Raw genomic sequence first — 22,072 nt, forward strand, 5'->3', positions numbered from 1 at the left:
TCGAGCATTGTTCATCATAAATATTGAAAATGAGGCTCTATTTTACATTTCTGTTTCTGACCCTAATTCCAATCATTTCACTTTCACAATCCTTAACGCTAGAGAAAGCGTCACCTTTTACTGCGGTGAAATGGGAAGACGAAGAACCTATTGTTCAGTTTGAAAACGACTGGTATCATCTAGAGAAGTTGAGTCATTTGAGCAAACAAGAAATTCTTTCTTATTGTAAAAATGAGTTTGGCGAAAAGTGGAAAAAGCGCTTCTCAGAAGATTTGGTTGAAGTTCTTTTAGGCATGGGATATCAACCCGAGATTAAGGTTGATTTACTATTATCTCAGAATGGAATATCAAAAAGTCATGTGGGCACATTTAGCTTCGAAAACAGACAAAAAGTGCTTAAATACAATCAAGATCAAGCTTTCAATAAGTTTCCTCAAAGTATAAGCCCCGTAAAAGCTGTCGAAGATTTAAGGCAATTTGAAGAAATACTAAAGTCAGTTTCCTCTTACAGTCAGCTTTCAAATTTCGATTATTCAACAGCGATTCAAACCTTATCCGCATCCATTTTGGAAAGAAACGAAAATGTTGAAATCGATAGACTTGCTCACGAGATGGCAAAAATTATGGTAGAAATAGGAGATAGGCATTCTTCTGTCAAAAATGAAGCGCTTAACATGCCCCAACAAAGAGCCTATCAATTGAAACTTCCATTTGGCTTGGCACCAATAAACGGAAAGGTTGTGGCACTTCAAAAGGGTTCAGAGGAAGGTCAATACAGCTATTTGTTTCCTGATTTTCCTTATTTAAAAAGCATCAATGGAATGTCTGTCGATACCTTGATTCACCTCAATTATAGAGATAAAAAGGCTCCTCGGGCCGCTAAGATGTCTCGTGGTTTAGACGCAATTCAGCACTACGGAAAGTTGATGTTCAGCAATAATTTGGATTGTCCGGATAGCATTACTGCCATTTTTAAAAATGATACAGAACAGAAGACAGTAACTTTCAAATTGACTTCTGAAAATCAGGTTTATCAGTCACTATTGGAAAAGGTAAATCAGCAGAATCAAAAGGAAGTTGACGAAGGTGATTTGAAAGCTTTACGCAAGATTTTGGATGATAATATTGGCTATATCAGTCTTCCCGCAATGTATCATTATGATGAGATAGAAGGGCTAGAGGCTTTTGTAAAGGATACATTTCGTGAGTTTTCCGACACAAAGGCATTGATAGTTGACGTAAGAAATAACCCCGGAGGAGGGAGGGAGCTTCTTCAGACTTTTGCCGAGTTTATTGTTCAACCTGAACAATCGCCTTGGGTGGCTAATATAGCTTACCTAAGAACTGAGAAACCTTTGAATGCAGATGAAGAATCAATGAGTGGGAGGTATTTGTACACTTACTCTTCTGAGAAATTCACGGATGCAGATAGGCAAGCGATTGATGCTTTCAATTCGAATTTTGAACCCAAAAATTCCTTTGATACTTCTAAATTCAGCAGTCCTTTTTATATGGTTCTCCACAAGGGGAAAAACTCCTACGAACAGCCTGTTTATATACTGGCCAATGAACAAAGTTTTAGTGCGGCTACTGTATTTGTTAGTGCTTTTAAAGGCTTGTCCAATGTGAAAATAGTGGGAGAAACAACTGATGGCTCCAGTGGAAATTCTGTAATACGTTACTTAAAGAACTCTAAAATTCGTGTGAAGACTTCCACTATGTTGTCCTACCAAAGAAACGGTCAAACCCTAGATGCCTATGGAACCTTACCAGATGTCACTATCCATGTTGATGAAGTTCAAGTTATAAAAGGTGTTGACTATCAGTTGGTTAAGTTGATTCAGATTATTAATAATTTGAAACAGAAATTTTAAAGCTTTTGGAGTTTGGCTTGGTCCTTCTTTATGTAGAAGATTTCTCCCGATGGTCGGAATGTCTGAAATAATGCCTAATTCGAATCAATTATTTGATCGTAACGTGTTACAAATCAGTTTGATTTTCTCTTCCACGATTTCAAAAATGGCATTTAATGAATTTCAAGTTTACGATAATCAGTGTTAATTAAAACTCAAAACAAAACAGGCACCTTTGCCAATTTCACTTTCTACGCTTAAATCTCCGCCATGGAGCTGCATGATCTGTTTGGAAAGACTAAGACCAATGCCTGAACCTCGTTTTTTTGTAGAATAGAAAGGCATAAAAATCTTCTCTTTGGCTTCTTCAGTTATGCCTTGCCCATTGTCTATTACTGATACTTTGGTTTGCCCTATTCTGTGTTCTATCTTAATTTCTACTTTGGCGTTTTCTTGGTTTTCAATAGCTTCTTTGGCGTTTTTAATCAGATTGATCAAAACCTGTTCAATCAATTGTTCGTCCAACGGTAAAATGATTTCACGTTTTTCAATGCTCAACTGAAGCTGATCTTGGGTAAATTCATTTTTCATTAAAGACACAGCATTTTCTACCACACGATTTACATCACGGTTTTGCAAATTGGGCTCCGGTAAATTGGTATAATCCCGATAGGCATTGATAAAATTGATAAGTCCTTCGGATCGGCCGGAAATGGTACGAAGGCCTTCTTCCAAATCTTCCAGACTATCATCGGCAATTACATTGGCGTTTGGTTTGCGCTGCACATCCTCTGCGATAACTTCCTTGAGGGTAGAAGTGAGAGACGAAATTGGTGCAATTGAATTCATGATTTCGTGGCGAAGTACTTTGGTCAGGTTTTGCCAAGCTTCTAATTCTTTGGCCTGTAATTCAGCTCGAATGTCTTGCATAGCAATCAGTCGATATCGATCGCCTCCCAATTTGTACTTAGTTTCTACAATGGCCAGTTCCTGATTTTTCTCATTCTTATAAATGGCTCGGTTGGTATTGTTCAAGTCATTGATAATCGGGAAAAGGGCGGGAAGTTTGACTCTCAGATCATTGATAGACCTTAAACTTTCAACATGCAAAAGCTGAAGTGCGGCTCGATTCACCATTTTAATATCGCCCAGTTCGTCAATGGCAATAATCCCAGTTCCGATATTATCGATCACCACGCGCAATTGCTGAAACGATTGTTCGCTCTTTTTTCGCTCGTCTAAAATGGCGTCTATTACATCTTTAAACGCCATATTCAACTCCTTGAAGGTTTTGCCCAGCTTATTGTCGTGGGTAAAACTCATATTGAAGTCGTTGTATTTTATAGCATCGAAAAAGCGTCTGAGTTTCTTGTTCGTGCTTTCGATGTAATTGAAAAGTTCGAAAACCTCAAAGACGATCAAAAAACCTGTAACTACGGTTGTTACATATTTTTCATCAAAGAAAATAAGGTACACAAAAGTGGCCACTGTGATGAACAACAGCACCACACGCAGTAATACATAAAGCCTAAAGCGATTAAAGCCCATATTTTTCTAGTCTTCGGTATAAGGAGGAACGCGTTAAACCCAATTCTTGCGCGGCATGTGTAATATTCCCGTTGTGTTTTGAAAGCACTTTACGAATCAGAATACGTTCAACATCTTCTAGATTAAACTGTTCCAAATTTATATCGTCCTTATCCTTAGCCTGTTGAGAATTATTAAAGAAGAAGTCTTCCGGTTGAAGAATATTATCCCGACTTATAATTACGGCTCGTTCTACCGCATGCTGAAGTTCACGAACATTGCCCGGCCAGGTATATTTTTCAAGTCGTTTTAGTGTGGCGTCACTGAACTTGTAAATGTCCTTGTTGTATTTTTTAGCGTAGTCTTTCAAATAGTGATCAGCGAGAAGAGGAATATCATCCAGGCGCTCTCTGAGAGCTGGCAAGTGCAGTTCAATGGTGTTAATTCGATAGAGTAAATCTTGCCTAAATTCAGCTTTTTGAACCATTTCGTACAAGGGCATATTCGTGGCGCAAATCAGCCTGATATCAACGTCAATAGTTTTATTAGAGCCCACTCGGCTAATTCTGCGATTTTGGATGGCCGTTAAGAGCTTGGCTTGAAGGGGAAGAGAAAGATTTCCGATTTCGTCTAAAAAAAGCGTACCTCCATTCGCGATTTCAAAGCGTCCGGCTCTGTCCGTTTTCGCATCCGTGAATGAGCCGCGCACATGCCCGAAGAGTTCGCTTTCGAAGAGATTTTCAGAAATAGCTCCTAAATCTACACTGATAAAGGGTTTGTCTGCTCGTTTTGAGTTTCGGTGAATAGCTCTGGCTATCAGTTCTTTACCTGTTCCATTTTCACCCAAAACTAAAACATTGGCATCGGTGCCTGCTACGCGATCAATGGTGTCAAAAACTTGAATCATGGAAGGACTCTGCCCAATGATGTCTTTGAATTTATGGTCAAGGTCTTGAGTTAAAGTAGCCTGTCGATCGCGCATTAACTTAAGTTCTTCGTTAGAAGATTTAAGCTTGATAGCAGAAAGGAGTGTAGCTAACAACTTTTCGTTTTCCCAAGGCTTCATAACGAAATCAGAAGCCCCTGCTTTTATGGCCTGAACTGCCATATCCACCGAACCAAAGGCGGTAATAAGCACAACTACAGCTGATAAGTCAATTTCCAGAATTTTATCTAACCAATGGAAACCTTCCTGTCCGGAATTTACATCTTGCGTAAAGTTCATATCCAGTAAAATGACATCATACGATTCATTTTTAAGCAAATCAGGAATCAACGTTGGATCCTTTTCTAAGTCAATTTGGGCAAAATGTCGTTTCAGAAATATTCTGGCTGCTTTAAGCAGGTCTTCGTTGTCGTCTATAATAAGTATTCTTCCTGTTTTCATACTTGCTTATTCTGGCTTTACCTCATGCGCTTCCCCAATTGCTTTCTCGAATAAAATTCCATTTTGGGGTTTTGGTATAAACTTTTCAAATTCCTCACAAATCAATCTACAGTCCTCAATATACACAAATGTAGCCGTCCGCCAGCGGACGGTAAAGTGCGGACACGGACTGAAGTATTAAGAGTTTTTAGATTATATTATTGGTATTCAGTGTTTTAAATATGGTATTGTGTTTGTCAAGCTCTTGATTAAAATCTGCTAACTATGCTCTACTTCCGGATTATTTTTAGAAGCCTTAAGAAGAATTTTATCTACACGTGGACGAACGTCCTGGGCCTATCGATAGCGCTGTGCTTTTTATTTCTCACATCGGTTTACCTTATTCATGAATATACCTTCGACCAATCATTTTCTAACAGTGAAAACATTCATCGATTAGTATTGAAGGGGGCTGATCCTAGTCAGGATAGAGATAATCACTCTTTCAAACAAGCCGCGAATTATCAGGCAAAATTCCCTGCTATGCAATCTGTGGTAAGAACTTACAACAATCCTTACCTGAGCAGCCTAGTTCGAGTGAAGAACAATTGGCAACAGGCCTATGCAGAAACAGATTTTTGGTATGTAGAAAATGGGTTTCTTGATATGTTTGATGTTGAAGCTATTCAAGGGAACTTGGGTATGTTCGATGTGCCTGGAACAGTCATTATTAATGAATCGGTTCAAGAAAAGTTCTTTAAAAATGATGACCCAATTGGCCAGAAAATATTGATTGAAGACAAGGAATTAGAGGTCATCGGTGTATTTAAAAATTTTGCTTCCAATGCTTCGCTTAAGCCTCGGTTTATTGTTTCGATGGAAACCTTGAAGTCTTATGAAGATTACAAGGAGATTTTTGAGAGTTCTGGTTACATCATGTTCGAAGTGTTCACTGCTTTAGTTCCAGGGACGGATGTTGAAAAAGTCAATGCAGAATTGACCAAATCGCTTAACCAAAACGAAATGTTCAATGGAGCTAATCAACTGGCTTTATATCCGCTTGAAGAGTATCATTTCAGTGAAGGAGTTACAAATTTGAGTTACCGCTCAAAGATGGATAAGCAATTGGTTGTTTGGTTGGCGGTTATTTCAATCTGTCTTTTAGCTGTGGCTATGGCCAATTTTGGAAATATTTCATTGGCTATTGCTTTGGGTAGAAGCAAGGAGATTGCTATTCAAAAAGTGATTGGCGCCAATAGATCTCAACTGATAAGAAATTCGCTTGGTCAGTCGCTTGTGTTGAGTCTTTTTTCTTTTGTATTGGCTTTGGTTCTTATAGAATCTTTAATGCCAGTTTATAGCCAATTTGTTCAGCGCGAACTGGGCACTTCAACATTTGGTCTTGAGCTGTTTTTATCACTCTTTGCGTTTACGTGCCTCATCGGAATTGTAGCAGGAATTTATCCTTCTTTCATCATTTCAAACTTCAAGATTTCTAACCTTTTCAGTGCTTTTAAAGGTGGTAATAAATCACATTCCTTCATTAGAAAGGCATTGTTGTCTTTTCAGTTCCTTATCGCTTTTGGTTTGATTTCGACCATGCTTTTTATGAATCGCCAATTGAAATTTATGCTGGATAAAGACCCAGGATATGATTTTCAAAACACCTTAGTATTACGTTCCAACTGGTTTCAAGGAGGCGATGAAACGAAAATTCAAACCTTTAAGGATCGGCTAATGGCCATGCCTGAGATTGAAGATATCGCTCTGTCTGATAATCATCCTATGAAGGTTATTGGTTTGCGTGATTTAGAAAGTGCAGAGCTCGATGAGAGAAGTGAACGCATCAAGCTTTTGAAAGTGGGGATAGATTGTCATTTTCTTGACTTTTATAATATCTCAAATTCATTTGATAGCGAAATTTTATCTCTCTTCTGTACAGATAGTAAGGTAGGTTTATTGAATTCAGTAGCATTGAATAAGCTTGAAAATGAAGCCAGTGGCAAGCGCATTTCGGAATTTTATGGGCCTGGAAAACCAGGTTACATTGTTCAGGAAGGAGCCGTGGCCGATGTGAACTTTAGCTCCGTGCGTGAAGAAATCCCTGCGATGCTCTTCAGACCTTTAGCCTTTAGTAATGGAAGGGCTCATTTTTCCATCAGGTACGGTGAGAATACCAATGTCAGTGCCTTGATTCTGAAGCTTCAAGATATGTGGTGGGGAGAAGAACCGATGGAGCCATTTGTATTGAGAAATCTGGAAGATGAGCATGAAAGGCTGTATTCTTCAGAATTAAAAATGATGGCAATGACCAGCATTTTAGGAATTGGAGTTTGTGTTATCGCTTTTGCCGGAGTATTTGCAATGTCCATTTTCTATGGAAGGGAAAGGCTCAAGGAAATAAGTATTCGTAAGATTTTGGGTGCAGGAGTTTATCAGCTCTTTGGGCTTCAAAATAGGATTTTCGTGATTTTAATGCTGATTTCATTTCTGGTAGCCATACCTGTGGTAATGCTGGTCGTAAACTCGTGGTTTTCTCAGTTTGCTGCTCGAACCAATCAGCCATGGTGGCTATTCCTTATTGCTGGAGTTATTATGATCACATCCACCATATTATCTTCCGCTTGGTATTCCTTGAAAGTAGCCAAAGTGAATCCATCGGATATTTTAAGGGATTCTTAAACGAGAATGAGAGCCGTCCGCTGTCGGACGGTAAAGTTCGCTTACGGACTGAGATTTGGCTTAATTACATATTAATTACCTGATATTCAATGAATTAATTATGGTATTGAGTTTGAATAGCAATCCAAGAATTGTTCGCTGTAATTGACTTTTAACATCAACAAACAGAGACTTCAATTCATCATATATCCAACTACTGACTACAATTTGAAACAACAATATGCTATCATCCTTTATAAGAGTTGCTCTGCGATATTTTTCTAAAAACAGGCTTTATACAGCTCTAAATGTTTTTGGCTTAACGGTTGGTTTAACCTGTTTTATCATTCTCGGGCTTTATGTGAAGGAGCAGTTCGATCGTGATTCCTTACACAATGATTCTCAGAATATTTATCGGGTGCTGGCGGGTAGAACGGAAGAAGGAAAGCCTGCGAATTTTTCGCCATTCAATCAATTTCCTTTAGGTGAAATGCTTGAAAATGAAGTGCCTGAAATCAAAAATACAGTTCGCTTTGGGCAGGATGGAGACATCGTGATTGAAGCTAACAACAGAAAATTCAAATTGCCTAAAATTCATCTGGCTGACCCAAGTCTGTTTGATGTTTTCAATTTCAGAGTTTTGGCTCAAGCCAAGCCTTTAGATAAGCAAACCGTTAATGAACTCGTGCTGGTTAAATCAGAAGCGGTGAGATTGTTCGGGTCGGCAGAAGATGCTTTAAATCAAACTGTAAAACTCAGTGGCTATGGAGATTATAAAATCATCGGAGTATTAGATGATTTGGGGCAAGAAACTCATATGGATTTCAAATTCATTTTACCCATAGATGCGGCTGATGTAGCCTATGGAGAGGATGGACAGTATAAAAATTGGAATCGTATGTCTGGTTTTCCTACCTATGTTTTGCTGGAAGACGGTACAGATCCATCAGAAATTACAGAAAAATCAAACAAAGCGCTTCTTCCTTATGACACGCATTATGAGCTTAAATTGGAACCAGTTAGCGAAGTATACTTCAGTAAGCTTTTCCCGTTTTTCAAAAAGCATGGCGACAGGCAGTTCATTCAACTTTACTTATTGGTAGGCATTCTGATTCTACTCATTGCTTGTATCAATTATACCAACCTTTCAACAGCTAGGTATTTAAAAAGAGCAAAAGAAGTAGGTATCAGAAAGACTGTGGGTGGATATAGAAGCCAGATTATCACACAGTTTTTCATAGAATCGATTGTCATTTCCTTTATCGCGGTAGTGCTTTCTATTTGTGTTACTGAGCTTCTACTTCCTTCTTTCAACAGTTTTGCTGAGTTTTCCATTTTCATCAATTATCAGAACCCATTTACTTATGTAATGGCCTTGGCTGCTGTGGTTGTATTGGGCTTATTTTCAGGTTTATATCCTGCTATTTTCTTAAGTCGTTTTTCAGCTAGCCAAATTCTTTCAGGAAAAGCCACTAAAGGAAAATCCGGACTTGTTTTCAGGAATGTGCTTGTAGTGGTTCAGTTCTTTATTTGTATTGGCTTGTTCATTTCTACCAATGTGATTTTCAATCAATTTCAGCACCTTAAAAAGCTGGATTTAGGTTTGGATAGAGATCAGGTAATCAGAGTGCCTTTGGATGATGAAGGTGTTAAAAAATCATACAATCTGTTTAAAAATGAATTGAGCGCCAATCCTTCCATAGAATGGGCAACAGGCGCGGGACCTCAGGCTTTCGGAGGCACGGCCCAGTTCTATATCGAAATTGATGGAAGTGATGAAAGTACTCCAGTTTCAATTTTCCCAGTTGACGATGACTTCTTCCAGAAATTCAATATTAAGAAGGTCGCAGGAAGATTATTTGATCCAGAATTAGGTAAGGATGAAAACAACTTTTTGATTGTAAACCAAGCTTTGGTTGATGTAGGAGGTTGGAAAATTGAAGATAAACTCGGCAAGCAAGTATCTAAGGAAAATATTGGTTTAGCCAACTTGGGAGGCGTAGTGGAAGATTTTGTTTTCTTCTCTGCTAAAAACGAAGTGCTTCCTGCTGCTTTTCTCTATAAACCTGAAAAGAGCGAACAAGCTTATATTAAAGTTAAAGCCGCTGATTTGGATGAAACAATCGCTTTTATTCAAAGCACCTACGAAAAATTCGCAACGCTTTATCCTTTTGAATACACTTTCCTAGATCAAGATTTCGCTAAAGAATATACTCAGGAACAGCGTTTGGCAAGCATTTTTACGAGTTTCAGTAGTATTGCCATTTTCATTGCCTTGCTCGGTTTGTTTGGTCTAACGCTTTTCTTGGCAGAGCAGCGTCTAAAAGAATTCAGCATCAGAAAAGTATTAGGAGCCTCCACCACGCATTTGGTTTGGCTTATGAACAGCGGAATCAGCCGAATGATTCTTATCAGTACAGTAATGGCGATTCCTTTGGTGTACTACCTGATGGATAAATGGATTAGCGGTTTCGCTTTCAGAATAGATTTAAGCTGGTGGCTTTTCGCATTGCCGGTTCTTTTGGTGGTCGCTTTTGCTTGGCTCACTACCATTTATCAATCCATCAGTTCGGCACACAAAAATCCAACAGAATCTTTAAGGTCAGAATAAATTAAAAGTCGAAACTCAAACAACAACTAAATGCTCAAGAACTATCTAAATATTGCCCTAAGGTCATTAAAGCGGCAAAAAGGTTATTCACTGATCAATATTGCAGGTCTCTCGGTCGGAATTATGGCCTGCATTATTATCATGCTGTATGTACGCGCTGAGGCCTCGTATGAAAGCTTTTATCCTCAATCGGATCAGATTTATAGGGTCACCAGCAGCTTTACAACAGGAGGCTTGAATGAAAGAATAGCGATTACTCCAGCTCGTGTCACAGCCATTTCAAAAGACAATTTTCCTGAAATAGAAGAAATCACATTTATCTATGATTGGACAGTTGGGCGAGAGCTTTTGGTGAAAACAGGAGACAAAAGCTTTATAGAAACGGACATTTACTTTGCCGATTCTAGCTATTTCAAGGTATTTCAGCACGAGTTTGTAGATGGCAATGGAGCGACTGCTTTAAATGACCCGAATGCGTTGGTAATGACCGAGACGACAGCACTAAAGTACTTTGGAAAAACTCAAGGCATTGTGGGCGAAACGCTTGAAATCAATGGTAAGAACTCTATGTTAACGGGCGTAATCAAAGATTTTGAAGGCAGTACGTCATTGGCCTTCGACTTTGTAATGTCTATGGAAAGTATTGGTGCTCCGCCAAGTGACAGATGGTTTCCTATGAACTTTTTCACTTATGTAAAGGTGGCCGATGAAAATGCTGCCAATGCTTATTTGGCCAAGTTGAATGATTTTATAGAGAATGAAGTAGGAGAGTATTTCACGTCTCAGGGAATAGCCATGTCTTTCGACATTCAGCCGCTTAGCGAAATGCATTTCGATACCTCCAAAGGCAGTGATTACCCAGAAAAAGTTTCCAGAAATCTGCTCTATTCTTTGGTGGCCATAGCTGGCTTCATTCTGTTGATTGCCTGTATCAATTACATTAACCTGAGTACGGCAAAATCTGAAAAAAGAGCCAAAGAAGTTGGCGTGAGAAAAGTATTGGGTGCTTACAGAGGACAGTTGATTTGGCAGTTTTATGGCGAAACGTTTATGTTCACTCTTTTGGCCGTTGTGATTGGGGTAGTTATGGCGGAATTGGTTTTGCCCTTCTTCAACCAAATGGCCGATACAAGTTTGAATATCGATCTTCTAGGAGATGACTTTTTGATTCCAAGCCTCATAGCCATTGTGTTGGTAGTCAGTCTAATTTCAGGAAGTTACCCAGCGAGTTTTCTTTCTTCCTTTCAGCCTTCCAAAGTGCTTAAAAGTTCATTTGCCACTCGAGGTGGAAATACATTCCGAAGAGTTTTGGTGACTATTCAGTTTTGTGTGAGCGTTTTTCTAATTACTGGTACGCTCATTATTTATTACCAGCTTCAATATGTTCAGGATAAAGAAATCGGTTATGATCAGAGCCAATTGGTTTATATGCAATTGTCCGATTCGCCTACAAGAGACGCCTATAATTCACTGAAAAATGGTTTTCAATCCATAACAGGCGTTGAACAAGTTACCGGTTCAAATAATGTAATCACAAATGTACTATCGGGTTGGGGAGCTGTTTTGGAAGGTAAACCCGATGATTTTCAGGTTTCCTTTAGAGGAATGAATGGCGATGAAGATCTGCTAGAAACTTTTGGGTTCAATTTACTTGCGGGAGAATCTTTCAAAAACAAAACCGATTGGGATTCAACCATTTACTATTTGGTAAATGAAACCGGTATTAAATCCTTTGGCTTAACGCCTGAAAACGCCATTGGAAAGCATTTCGGCTTAGATGAATCCATGATGGGCACGATCGTGGGCGTAATCGAAGATTTCCATTTAGCCAGTCTTCACAAAGAAATTGAACCTTTGGCTATCTATACCGGTCCACAAAACTTTAAGAGCCTGATGTACGCACGGGTGAATATGAATAGAATCGAACAAGTAAAAGCCGATATGGACAAAGTTTGGTCAGAATTTGTGCCTCATAGACCTCTTGAACTGAAGTTTGTCGATGAATCCGTTAAGGCCCTTTATGAAAAGGATAAACAGCTGGGGCAAATCATTCTTTCCTTTACTGCTTTGGCCATTGCCATTGGCTGTTTGGGCTTGTTTGGTTTAGCTTCTTATTTGGCAGAAAAGCGCACCAAGGAAATAGGCATTCGTAAAGTATTGGGTGCTGATGTAAGCAAAATCGTGATGTTGCTTTCCAAGGAATACGTGCGCATTGTGTTAATTTCTAATGTTATTGGCTGGCCTTTGGCTTATTTTTTCATGAATAAATGGCTTGAAGGTTTTGCCTATAGAATCAATATCAGCTGGTATTTCTTTGTGATATCAGGTTTGGCCACCGTCTTGGTCGCTTTGATTACAGTGTCTTACCAATCTATTCGTGCCGCAATCTCCAACCCCATAAAAGCTTTACGTTATGAATAAACTGGCGCAATTTCTAAGAAGTGGCATAAAGTCGCTAAGAAGGGAAAAGTATTATGCTTTGATCAACATTTTGGGGCTTGGGCTTGGCATCTTTTGCTTCCTTCTCACTTCGCTTTATGTGAAGGATGAACTTACACATGACAAATGGCATAAGAATGCTGAAAATATTTACCTGCCTCAACAGTCTTTACAAACGGGAAGCGGTTCCATCAGGCTGATGCCATCATTCGCTATTGGTAAAGCTTGGGTAGATGAAATTCCTGGAGTAAAAGATGTTGTGAATATCAGCTCCGATGAAACCAAGAAATATAGAGTGAAAGGAGAGGACTTTGAAACCAAACATTTGGTTCATTCTACCAGTGCACTTTTCAGAATCTTCGACTTTGAATTAGCTCAAGGGGACCCAACCAAAGCGCTGGCCCAACCCAATGGAATTGTCATTTCTTCTGAAATGGCTAAAAAGCATTTTAAAGGTCAGAACCCCATGGGAGAATTGATAGAAATAAATGGTTTTGGCTCTTATCAGGTTTCTGGTGTTCTAAAACCAATCCCAAGTAATTCTCATATGCAGTTCGAATTTGTGGTTCCTATAGATTTCAATAAAGAACCCTACAAAGAGTTGGAAAATGACTGGCAGCTTGGCTATGGAATGCACTACCTGCTACTTGAAGAAAACTATGATTTAGAGAAACTCGCAACGGAGACTTCTGAAATGGTGAAAAAACACACTGGAAGGGAAGAAGCCATGCCATTTCAGTTTAGCAAATTTTCTGAATTATACATGAGCGGACAAGCCATGAGGTCTTCAAATGGCATGTTCGGAGGTCAGGCGAAGTATGTTATTATTTTCAGTATTGTAGGAATTCTCATGTTGTTGGTGGCTTCATTTAACTACATCAACTTAACAACTTCCAGGTCTTTTGCCCGTGCTAAAGACTTTGCGATAAGAAAGGTGGTTGGCGCTTCGAAAGGAAGACTTGTGGCCATTCAGTTGGGAGAGACTTTCTTCATTGCTTTACTGGGGTTAATCCTAGCCATTATTGCACTTGAAATGTCTTTGCCGTATATCAACAATTTGATTGGCAAGAATTTGTCGTTGCAGATTCAAAGAGACCCCTCTGTGCTGTTTTTACCCATAGGAGTTTTGTTGTTGGTAATGCTTCTCTCGGGTCTTTATCCCGCATTTATTGGTAGTCGATTCAATTTGTCATCTACCTTAAAAGGAAAGCTGCCTAACTCAAAGGGAACGGTCATTCGCAAGGTGCTTATTGTGGTGCAGTTTACCATTTGTACAGGAGTTTTGGCAAGTGCTCTGATCATCCGTTTTCAAGCTAAACATATGATTAACATGGATTTGGGTTACAATGCCCAAAACATTATCAGTGTTGAAATGAGAGATCCTGGGGTGTTTGATAAGAAGCAATCGTTTAGGAATGAACTTCAAAGGTCTACATTAATTGAGCAACTTTCTTCGGGGCCGTTACCGGGAGCAGGGGGAGCCATGATTATTGATATCGGAAATGGAGAAGATAAAGCCCAGGAATTCTTTGCATATGCAGCAGCCGATAAAGGCTTTGTGAAAATTGCAGGTCTCGAAATTCTTGCTGGCTCATCTTTCGAAAATTTGCCTGAATCGGAATTAAGAAATGGCATAATAGTGAATGAAGCGGCTTTAAAGCTGCTAGGATTAACACCAGAAGAATCTATCAACCAGAAGATTCAAGAAACCGAAATGCGCATTGTGGGCGTGATCAAAAACTACCATACGAGTTCAGCGAAGGCCCAAATTACACCTCAAATCATTTACTATAACAATGATCAATTGGCCAATGTACTGATCAGGTATAAAGCAGGGGATGAACAACAAGTAGTGGCATATGCTCAATCAATTTGGGACGATTTAGGAATCACGGTTCCCCTTCGATATCAGGTAATTGAAAATGTTTATGATAACGCTTTCAAGAGTGAAAAAGCACTTGTTTCCATCTTTGATGGGTTGACCATAATGCTAATAGTTGTAGCAGGTCTGGGATTGTTTGCTTTGGCTATGTTCGAGAGTCAGTTGAGAGAGAAGGAATTATGTATCCGTAAGGTGCTTGGAGCAAGTCAATTGGTTTTATTGAAGAATTTGAACAGCAAGTTTGTGCTTCTTATTGCACTTGCCTTGGTCATTAGTATTCCAATTACCCAGTACCTAATTAGCGCCTGGTTGGATGCTTTCCCATATCGAATTGATTCTACCACAACCTACTTTATAATATCTACAAGTTTTGTGCTTATGGTTGCGGTTATAATGCTTAGTGTCCAGGGAGTTAGCAGTATTAAAAAGAACCCAGCTGATGTACTAAGAAGCGAATGATAAACTTCATTTCTATTTGAATTATCGACTAAAAAACTCAAAGAAATGCTCAAAAACAATATCAAAATCGCACTCAGAAAACTCACTAAAAGGAAAGAGTTTACACTGATTAATCTCTTGGGCTTAGTGATCGGAATCACAACTAGCCTTTTCATTTTTCTTTGGGTGAATGATGAACTGGAATTCGATGCTTTTCATGAAAATAAGGAAAACATTTATGCGGTTTGGAGCCACTCTAAATTCTCGAATAATGAGATCAGAACAGGGAGCGACCAAAGTGGAATTCTCAAAAGTGCTTTGGAATCGGATTATCCCGAAGTGGAAAAGGTTACCAGAGTCAAGTACAGTCCAGCCTTACAATTGAGTGTAGGAGACAAGCATTTCAAAGATGAAGGTCTTTATGTAGACGAAGAGTTCTTTCAGATTTTCACCTTCCCTTTGGTCGATGGGAAGCTGACTGAAGAAAGTTTAGCTACGGACAAGGATATTATTCTCACGGAAAGCCTTGCCAAAAAACTCTTTGGCAGAACCAATGTAACGGGCGAACAGGTGAAAATGGATAATCGAATGGATGCCATTGTGAGGGGCGTGGTTAAGGATCCGCCCAAGAATTCACGTTTTAAATTTAATTATGCGCTCTCCATACAATCATGGCTTGATAGAAACGATTGGGCCATGGCTTGGGGAAATGGGGCTTTGGAAGTTTTCCTTACCGTAGCCAAAAATGCCTCTGCTGAACAGCTCAGCGATAAAATAGAAAACATTAATCGTAGAAATCAAGAGGGGAACAATCGTTCCCAATTCTTGAAACCTTTCACTGAAATTTATTTACAAGGCAAATATGAGAACGGAGAACTCGCTGGCGGAAGAATTGAATATGTTAGGCTGTTTTCGATTGTAGCCATTTTCATCATTTGTATTGCTTGCATCAATTTTATCAATCTATCTATTGCCGAATCTTTCAAAAGATCGAAAGAAGTTGGTGTAAGAAAAGTGGTCGGAGCTGGAAAACGAGCATTGATCAAGGCATTTTTACTTGAATCGGGATTGATAGTGGTTTTGGCTATTGTAATCGGTGGAATTCTGGTTGAAATTCTTATGCCTTACTTCAATAACCTGACGGGAAAAACCATTGAACTGAATTGGTTAGAACCTCAATTAATCGGTTCCATTTTGGGTTTGGCTTTACTGACTACAATGGTGGCTGGCCTTTATCCCGCACTTGTGCTTTCCAGTTTTAAAACCACACAGGCGCTTAAAGGCAAGTTGGATATGAAAGGCGCTGGAGGCATTGGTGGAATGATCAGAAAAGGGCTTGTGGTTTTCCAATTTGCTGTAGCAGGTTTCTTGATTTTCGCTACACTCATTATTAGTAAGCAAATTAGCTTCATTTTTAACAACGATCGGAATGTAGACAACGAAGGCATCATTGTACTTCAGAATGATTACGATCTTATCAATGATTATCAGAATTTCAGGGCCGAACTGTTGCAAGACCCGAGCATTTCTTCAGTAACAAGCATTGGTACGCTGCCTATTAATATTCAGGCAAATACGGGCGATCCAACTTGGGAAGGGAGAAATCCTGAAACTGACAAAACCAATTTCAAGCTATTCTTTACCGAACAAGACTTTATTCCTGCTATGAATTTGGAAATTATTGAAGGCAGAAATTTCTCCAGAGATTTAAAAAGTGATTCCACTTCAATCATTCTAAACGAGGCGGCTATTCGTGGAATGCACCTGAAAGATCCGATTGGCAAAATCGTAAAATTCTGGGGCTATGATGCCAAGATTATTGGCGTGGTTAAAGATTTCTATCTCAATTCAGTTTATGAAGAAATTGATCCGCTCATTATCATGAATTGGGTTGACAATACAGAATATGTAACGGTAAGGGCCACTAAAGGTCAAGAAGCGCGGGCTTTGAAAGTGCTCGAAGAAAAGTATGCTGAATTTATGCCAGGCTACATTTTCGATTATCAGTTTATGGCCGATTCGCATAAAAACATGTATCGCAACGAATTGCTGATTAAAGATTTGGCCGAAGTATTCGGTTTTATTGCCATCCTAATTTCTTGTTTGGGATTGTACGGCATAACGTCCATCAACGCCCAAAGATCGGTCAAAGCGATTGGAGTAAGAAAAGTACTTGGAGCTTCGCTGAAGCAAATACTCACACTCTTCAGCAAACAATCACTTGGCCTACCATTATTGGCCTTGATCATCATGGCACCAGTTGCCTATCTCTTGATGAACCAATGGCTTAATAACTTCACCTACAAAGTGAGCCTCAATATTTGGCTTTTGGGCGGTGTAATAGCAGGAGCACTTTTTATCAGTTGGCTCACTGTGTCAATTATCGCCATCAGAGCAGCATCGGCCAACCCTGTAAACTCTCTGAGAAATGAATAGATATCTTGTAAGTGCTTTTAGAAATCTGTTTAAGAGAAGACTTTCCGCAACAGTCAATATTGTAAGTCTGACTTTCGGGTTATTGTGTGCATTGTACATAGGAACTTATCTGATTTATGAGTTTAGTTTTGATAGTCATTATGCCGATAAATCACGACTGTATCGGGTTAATAATACCTCACCCATTGGTAATGGTGATATCGAAAGAGGAGTGATCGTCCCAACAGGAATAAAAGCTTACTTCGATGAAAACTATGATCAAGTTGAACTTTCATCTAGGGTTCAACGAGCTGGTCAAACCGTATTCTCAAAGGTAGATGGCACTATGTTTACCGAGTCCAAGGTTTTCTTTGCCGACCCTGAATTAATAGATATTCTAGAGATTCAAGTGCTTCATGGAGACGGGCATAGAGCACTCTCAAATGCGAACTCTATTTTTATTTCCCAAAGTATGAGTGAAAAGTATTTTGGGACTGAGCCTGCTTTAGGGAAATCAATAAAAATTAATTCATACTATACCAATGGATCGAATGAACTCTTGATTGATGGTGTCTTCGAAGACTTTCCACAGAACTCCCATTTTCAAGCTGATTTCTTATTTTCCATCGAACTCCTAAGGAAAAAGCAAAGAAGACCGATAGACCAAGAATGGAGTAATTCCAATTGCTTTACTTATTTGAAACTAGCTAAAAATGTTGATCCTGACCAATTCGCTTCTTTAATCGAAGATGCCGTCATCGAACATAATAGAGAATCGGATTATGATTGGAGCGGGCGCAAACTATTAATTCAGCCAGTAGCGGATATTCACATGCAAGATTTTGTTGCCTTTGGAGATCTACCGGGTCGGGTTAAAAAGTCCAATATGTTCATTCTGATTGGTATTGGTATTCTCATTTTGGTTTTGGTCTGCATCAATTTCTTCAATATGTCGACCGCTATGGCATTGGAGAGGGCTAAAGAGATTGGTATTAGAAAGTCAATTGGAGCCATAAGATCAAATTTAATGTTCCAATTTATGACAGAGGCGGCACTTCAGGTGACCTTAGGTATACTGTTTTGTCTCATTCTATTTGAAGTATCGAACAGCTATTTCTCCAATATTACAGGTCTTTCATTCAGCATTTCTTCTATGATTGAAGCCTTTGGTTACTTCAATTTCATAGGTTTCATTGTTGCACTATGGAGTTTGTTGATTCTAGGTTCAGGACTTTATCCAGCCATTGTTATTTCCAAATATAATGCAGTAGAAGCTCTCAGCGGAAAAGTTCGAAAAGGCAAGTTAAACCAAGGGTTGGGTAAGCTTCTTTTGGTTCTTCAATTCACCATAACCTTGGTAATTAGCATTACCGCTTTGGTGGTTTACAATCAAGTTAGATTTCTGGAAAACAAAGATCCTGGCTACCAACGGGATTCTATGGTTGCCTTGAGCATTTCTCAAAACAAGCTTAATGATATTTTCACAGAAGAAGTGAGTAAAGACCCGCTATTGGAAAGTATCACTTTTATAGATGACAATATTCTTCAAATTTTTAATTCTTCATCGGATTACAGCTGGCAGGGGAAAAGTCCCGATGAAGACATAAGGATCTTTAGATTGAGTGTTGACAACAACTTCATTCCTTCAATGGGCATTAAATTGCTTGAAGGAAGGAATTTTGATCCTCAATTAGAAACAGATAATCAAGTAGTTATTCTCAATAAGGCTGCAGCTAACATAATGCAAATCTCCTCGGTTGAGGGTTTTCCGATTATAACTAAGGGGAAAGGAGAGTGGTTGGAAACACTTCATGTTGTGGGCATAGTTGACGACTTTCAAATTGGAGATCAGCGTGAAAAATCTAAGCCAATGTTGATGTACAGAAATCCTGAGAGAGGTTACATGGCTAATATCAGAATTTCTTCGACTTAACCACAAGAAGCAATTTTACATCTTGAAGCCCTTTGGGAAAAACTAATACCAGAAAGACCATTTCAATATAAGTTGTTAGACGAAGGTTATGAGGCTATGCTAAAGAAAGACAAAGCTTCAAGCAGCACTTTGCTGTTCTTTACACTGGTGTCTATTGTGATTTCATTCTTGGGGCTGTTCGGAATTACCTCTTTAAATATACAATCTAAAATCAAGGAGCTCGGTATCAGGAAAATTCTTGGAGCGGACTATAAGCATATTTTTATTGTTGTCTCCAATCAGTTCAGATCCAGTATTTTAATGGCCATGTTGATAGGAATTCCTTTGGCTTGGTTTTTTGGAAATCAGTGGCTCAATGAATTTTCGGAACGAATTGATGTAGCCAATTCCATTCCGTTGGTTGTGATAGGAATGGCCTTTATTGGCTTACTAACCTTGTATTTCAGCACCTTTAAATTAACAAAAACAAACCCGGTGGATATTCTTAGGAAGGAGTAGAAGCTAGCTCATAGTTCACAGTTTATAATACTCAACTGTACAACTATCAGCCTTGAACAATAAACTAAACGCACAATGATTAAATACTTTTTTAAAACGGGTTTTAGAAGCTTCAAAAGACAAAAGCTTCATTCTTTGGTAAATCTTTTAGGCTTGGCAATTGGCATGTTTTGCTTTCTGATCACAGCATTATATATAAGGGATGAACTGACTTTTGATAGATGGCATGAGAATGCTGATCGCATTTATATGTCGAGCTTAGAAATGAGCAGAGAAGATGGAGAGAAGTTCAATGTAAGGCCTTCATATTCCTTAATGAAAGCTCTTAAAGAAGAGAGTCCGGAAGTGGTAAATGCGGTTAACATCAGCCGCAATTACTGGAAGTATTATCAGTTGGGAGAAGAGTGGATTCAAACCAACCAATTTTATTATTCATCGCCAGAACTATTCGAAGTATTTGACTTCAGCCTTAAGTATGGTAACGAAAAGACAGCACTCCAAGAACCAACTGGTGTTGTCATTTCATCAGAGTTAGCCCAAAAGCTTTTTCCGGGAGAAAATCCATTAAATCAAATCATCAGCATTCAAGGACAAGAGGGATTACAGGTAGTGGGTGTTCTCAATCCGATACCTACTAATTCTCACCTGCAGTTCGACATCATTGCCTCACTTAATCACCCTGACTCGAGATATGAACTCTCAGAAGGAGACTGGGGGTATGGAACAGGCTATAACTACTTTTTACTCAAAGAAGGCTTCAATCTTGACAACCTGTTTGAGAATACAAGAAGCCTTTTAGCAAGAAATGGTGCAGAAGATGTGGCCGCAGGATATGATTACCTGAAATTCTCAGATTTATACTTAAGTCAGCAGACCCAGAGATATAACAATCATATGTTTGGAGGTCAAGTGAAGTACATCTATATCTTCAGCCTCATTGGTACTCTAATTCTCTTAGTTGCTTGTTTTAATTACGTTAACCTCACTACGAGTGCTTCAATAAATAGAAGCAAGGAAATGGGGATTCGTAAAGTCATAGGGGCATCCAGGGCAAGCTTGGTGTCTAACAAAATGATAGAGACGCTTTTTGTGTCTTTCTTTAGTTTAGTTATAGCAGTAGTTGCAGTTGAAGTAACATTGCCTTACATCAACTCTTTAATAGGAAAGTCTCTTTCATTCAATTTATTACAATCTCCAGATCAGCTTATTCTTCCTGCACTATTGCTAATTGTGGTTATGGCTATATCTGGAATTTACCCGGCAATTGTCCTGAGTTCAGTAAACTTGTCGGCTATACTAAGGGGGGCTCAAGCAAAAACCAAAGTAGGACTATTCAAAAAGGCGTTGATTGTTTTCCAGTTTACAATTTGTTCTGGTCTATTGATTGCTGCTTTGGCCGTTAGAAGTCAAGCAGACTTCCTCATCAATATGGACAAGGGCTATAATGAGGAGAATGTTATGTCCATGAATTTGAGGCAAGAAGGTCAGCGATTAGAATATGAGGTACTTAAAAACAAACTTCAGTCAATACCACAAATAGAGGTAGTAACCTCTGCTACGCTTCCAATATTTCCGCCAGCTCCACCACTTGTAATAAATATTGATGGCCGCACGTATCCGATAAACTTCGTGACAGGTTTTGCCGACAAGAATTTCAATGAGGTGTTTCAACTAGAGTTTACTGAAGGGGTAGATTTTACTCAAGTGCCGGAATCCGCGCTTAAAAATGCTGCCATTATCAATGAAACAGCTAAGAAGAAGCTGGCGCTCAATCCAGCTTTGGGGGCAGAATTGCCAAATGGAAGTACAGTGGTGGGGGTTGTGAAAGACTTTTTCTTTGATTCAGCTAAATCAGAGATTCAACCAGCTTCTATAGCCTATTATCCGAGAGGATTCAACACTGTTCAGTTTACTTATAGAGCAGGAAATAAGGCTGATGTAATTGCTCAGGTTGAATTGGTTATGCAGAAAGATTTCGGTTTAAAATCTTCACTAGACATGACTGAACTGAAATCCATTTCGGAAAATTTTAATTTTTACGAAGCAGAGGCCACTTTAAAAACCATCTTCGATATCCTTACAGGTTTAGTAATCCTCGTGGCATTTCTCGGTCTATTTGCATTAGCTTCTTTCGAGAGCAATGCAAGAGAAAAAGAGCTTGGAATTAGAAAAGTGCTGGGTGCCAATTACCTACACATTTTAAAAACCCTAAACAAGCATTTCATATGGCTTATGGTTGTGGCTTTTACCATATCCGTTCCGGCAACTTTCTATTTGGTAAATAAATGGTTGCAGGCTTTCCCTTATCGGGTGGAAGGCTTGGAAAGTTTTGGGTTTGCTTCGGTCATCATTATTACTGCCATTGCGGCTGTCATCTTAGGAGTCCACAGTTATGTCAGTTCGCAAAGAAATCCTACCGAGGTGTTAAGAAATGAATAAACCGGTTCAA

11 protein-coding genes are annotated in these 22,072 nt (G+C 39.1%); 9 read left to right on the forward strand and 2 right to left on the reverse strand.

Annotated elements, in window-relative coordinates; all coding sequences use genetic code 11:
* Window positions 1–29 precede the first annotated feature (29 nt).
* Window positions 30–1,874 (forward strand): S41 family peptidase, encoded by a 1,845-nt coding sequence (locus ACXACJ_RS07345; RefSeq protein WP_475133698.1) that lies wholly within the window; start codon window positions 30–32, stop codon window positions 1,872–1,874.
* A 183-nt stretch (window positions 1,875–2,057) separates the two neighbouring features.
* Here the strand turns inward: ACXACJ_RS07345 and ACXACJ_RS07350 are convergent, their stop codons facing one another.
* Together ACXACJ_RS07350 and ACXACJ_RS07355 are read right to left on the reverse strand one after the other, a co-directional pair.
* Window positions 2,058–3,401, reverse strand: coding sequence for a sensor histidine kinase (locus ACXACJ_RS07350; RefSeq protein WP_475133699.1), 1,344 nt, complete (start codon window positions 3,399–3,401; stop codon window positions 2,058–2,060).
* Entirely contained in the window at window positions 3,391–4,767 is a 1,377-nt protein-coding gene (locus ACXACJ_RS07355; RefSeq protein ID WP_475133700.1) for a sigma-54-dependent transcriptional regulator, read from the reverse strand. The genes ACXACJ_RS07350 and ACXACJ_RS07355 overlap by 11 nt, the downstream gene beginning before the upstream one ends.
* 264 nt (window positions 4,768–5,031) lie before the next feature.
* Here ACXACJ_RS07355 and ACXACJ_RS07360 point away from each other — a divergent pair, with 264 nt between their 5' ends.
* The 8 genes from ACXACJ_RS07360 to ACXACJ_RS07395 all read left to right on the forward strand — a co-directional run bounded on the left by ACXACJ_RS07360 (window position 5,032) and on the right by ACXACJ_RS07395 (window position 22,062).
* Entirely contained in the window at window positions 5,032–7,428 is a 2,397-nt protein-coding gene (locus tag ACXACJ_RS07360) for an ABC transporter permease (protein WP_475133701.1), read from the forward strand.
* Window positions 7,429–7,648: 220 nt separating this feature from the next.
* The gene (locus ACXACJ_RS07365) at window positions 7,649–10,018 is read left to right on the forward strand and encodes an ABC transporter permease (RefSeq protein WP_475133702.1); all 2,370 of its coding nucleotides are present in this window, start codon (window positions 7,649–7,651) and stop codon (window positions 10,016–10,018) included.
* 30 nt (window positions 10,019–10,048) lie between these two features.
* Window positions 10,049–12,439, forward strand: a complete 2,391-nt coding sequence (locus ACXACJ_RS07370; RefSeq protein ID WP_475133703.1) for an FtsX-like permease family protein — start codon at window positions 10,049–10,051, stop codon at window positions 12,437–12,439.
* The gene (locus ACXACJ_RS07375) at window positions 12,432–14,798 is read left to right on the forward strand and encodes an ABC transporter permease (protein ID WP_475133704.1); all 2,367 of its coding nucleotides are present in this window, start codon (window positions 12,432–12,434) and stop codon (window positions 14,796–14,798) included. The genes ACXACJ_RS07370 and ACXACJ_RS07375 overlap by 8 nt, the downstream gene beginning before the upstream one ends.
* A 45-nt stretch (window positions 14,799–14,843) precedes the next feature.
* Window positions 14,844–17,213 (forward strand): ABC transporter permease, encoded by a 2,370-nt coding sequence (locus tag ACXACJ_RS07380; RefSeq protein ID WP_475133705.1) that lies wholly within the window; start codon window positions 14,844–14,846, stop codon window positions 17,211–17,213.
* Complete coding sequence (locus ACXACJ_RS07385; RefSeq protein ID WP_475133706.1) at window positions 17,206–19,125, forward strand: ABC transporter permease; 1,920 nt, start codon at window positions 17,206–17,208, stop codon at window positions 19,123–19,125. Before ACXACJ_RS07380 ends, ACXACJ_RS07385 begins: the two co-directional genes overlap by 8 nt.
* A 96-nt stretch (window positions 19,126–19,221) precedes the next feature.
* Window positions 19,222–19,623 carry an ABC transporter permease gene (locus ACXACJ_RS07390; RefSeq protein ID WP_475133707.1) on the forward strand — a complete coding sequence of 134 codons (402 nt, stop codon included), beginning with the start codon at window positions 19,222–19,224 and terminating at the stop codon, window positions 19,621–19,623.
* Between the two features lie 75 nt (window positions 19,624–19,698).
* Window positions 19,699–22,062, forward strand: coding sequence for an ABC transporter permease (locus ACXACJ_RS07395; protein WP_475133708.1), 2,364 nt, complete (start codon window positions 19,699–19,701; stop codon window positions 22,060–22,062).
* Window positions 22,063–22,072: the final 10 nt, after the last annotated feature.

The sequence above is a fragment of the Roseivirga sp. AWQ4_251 genome (assembly GCF_056158225.1).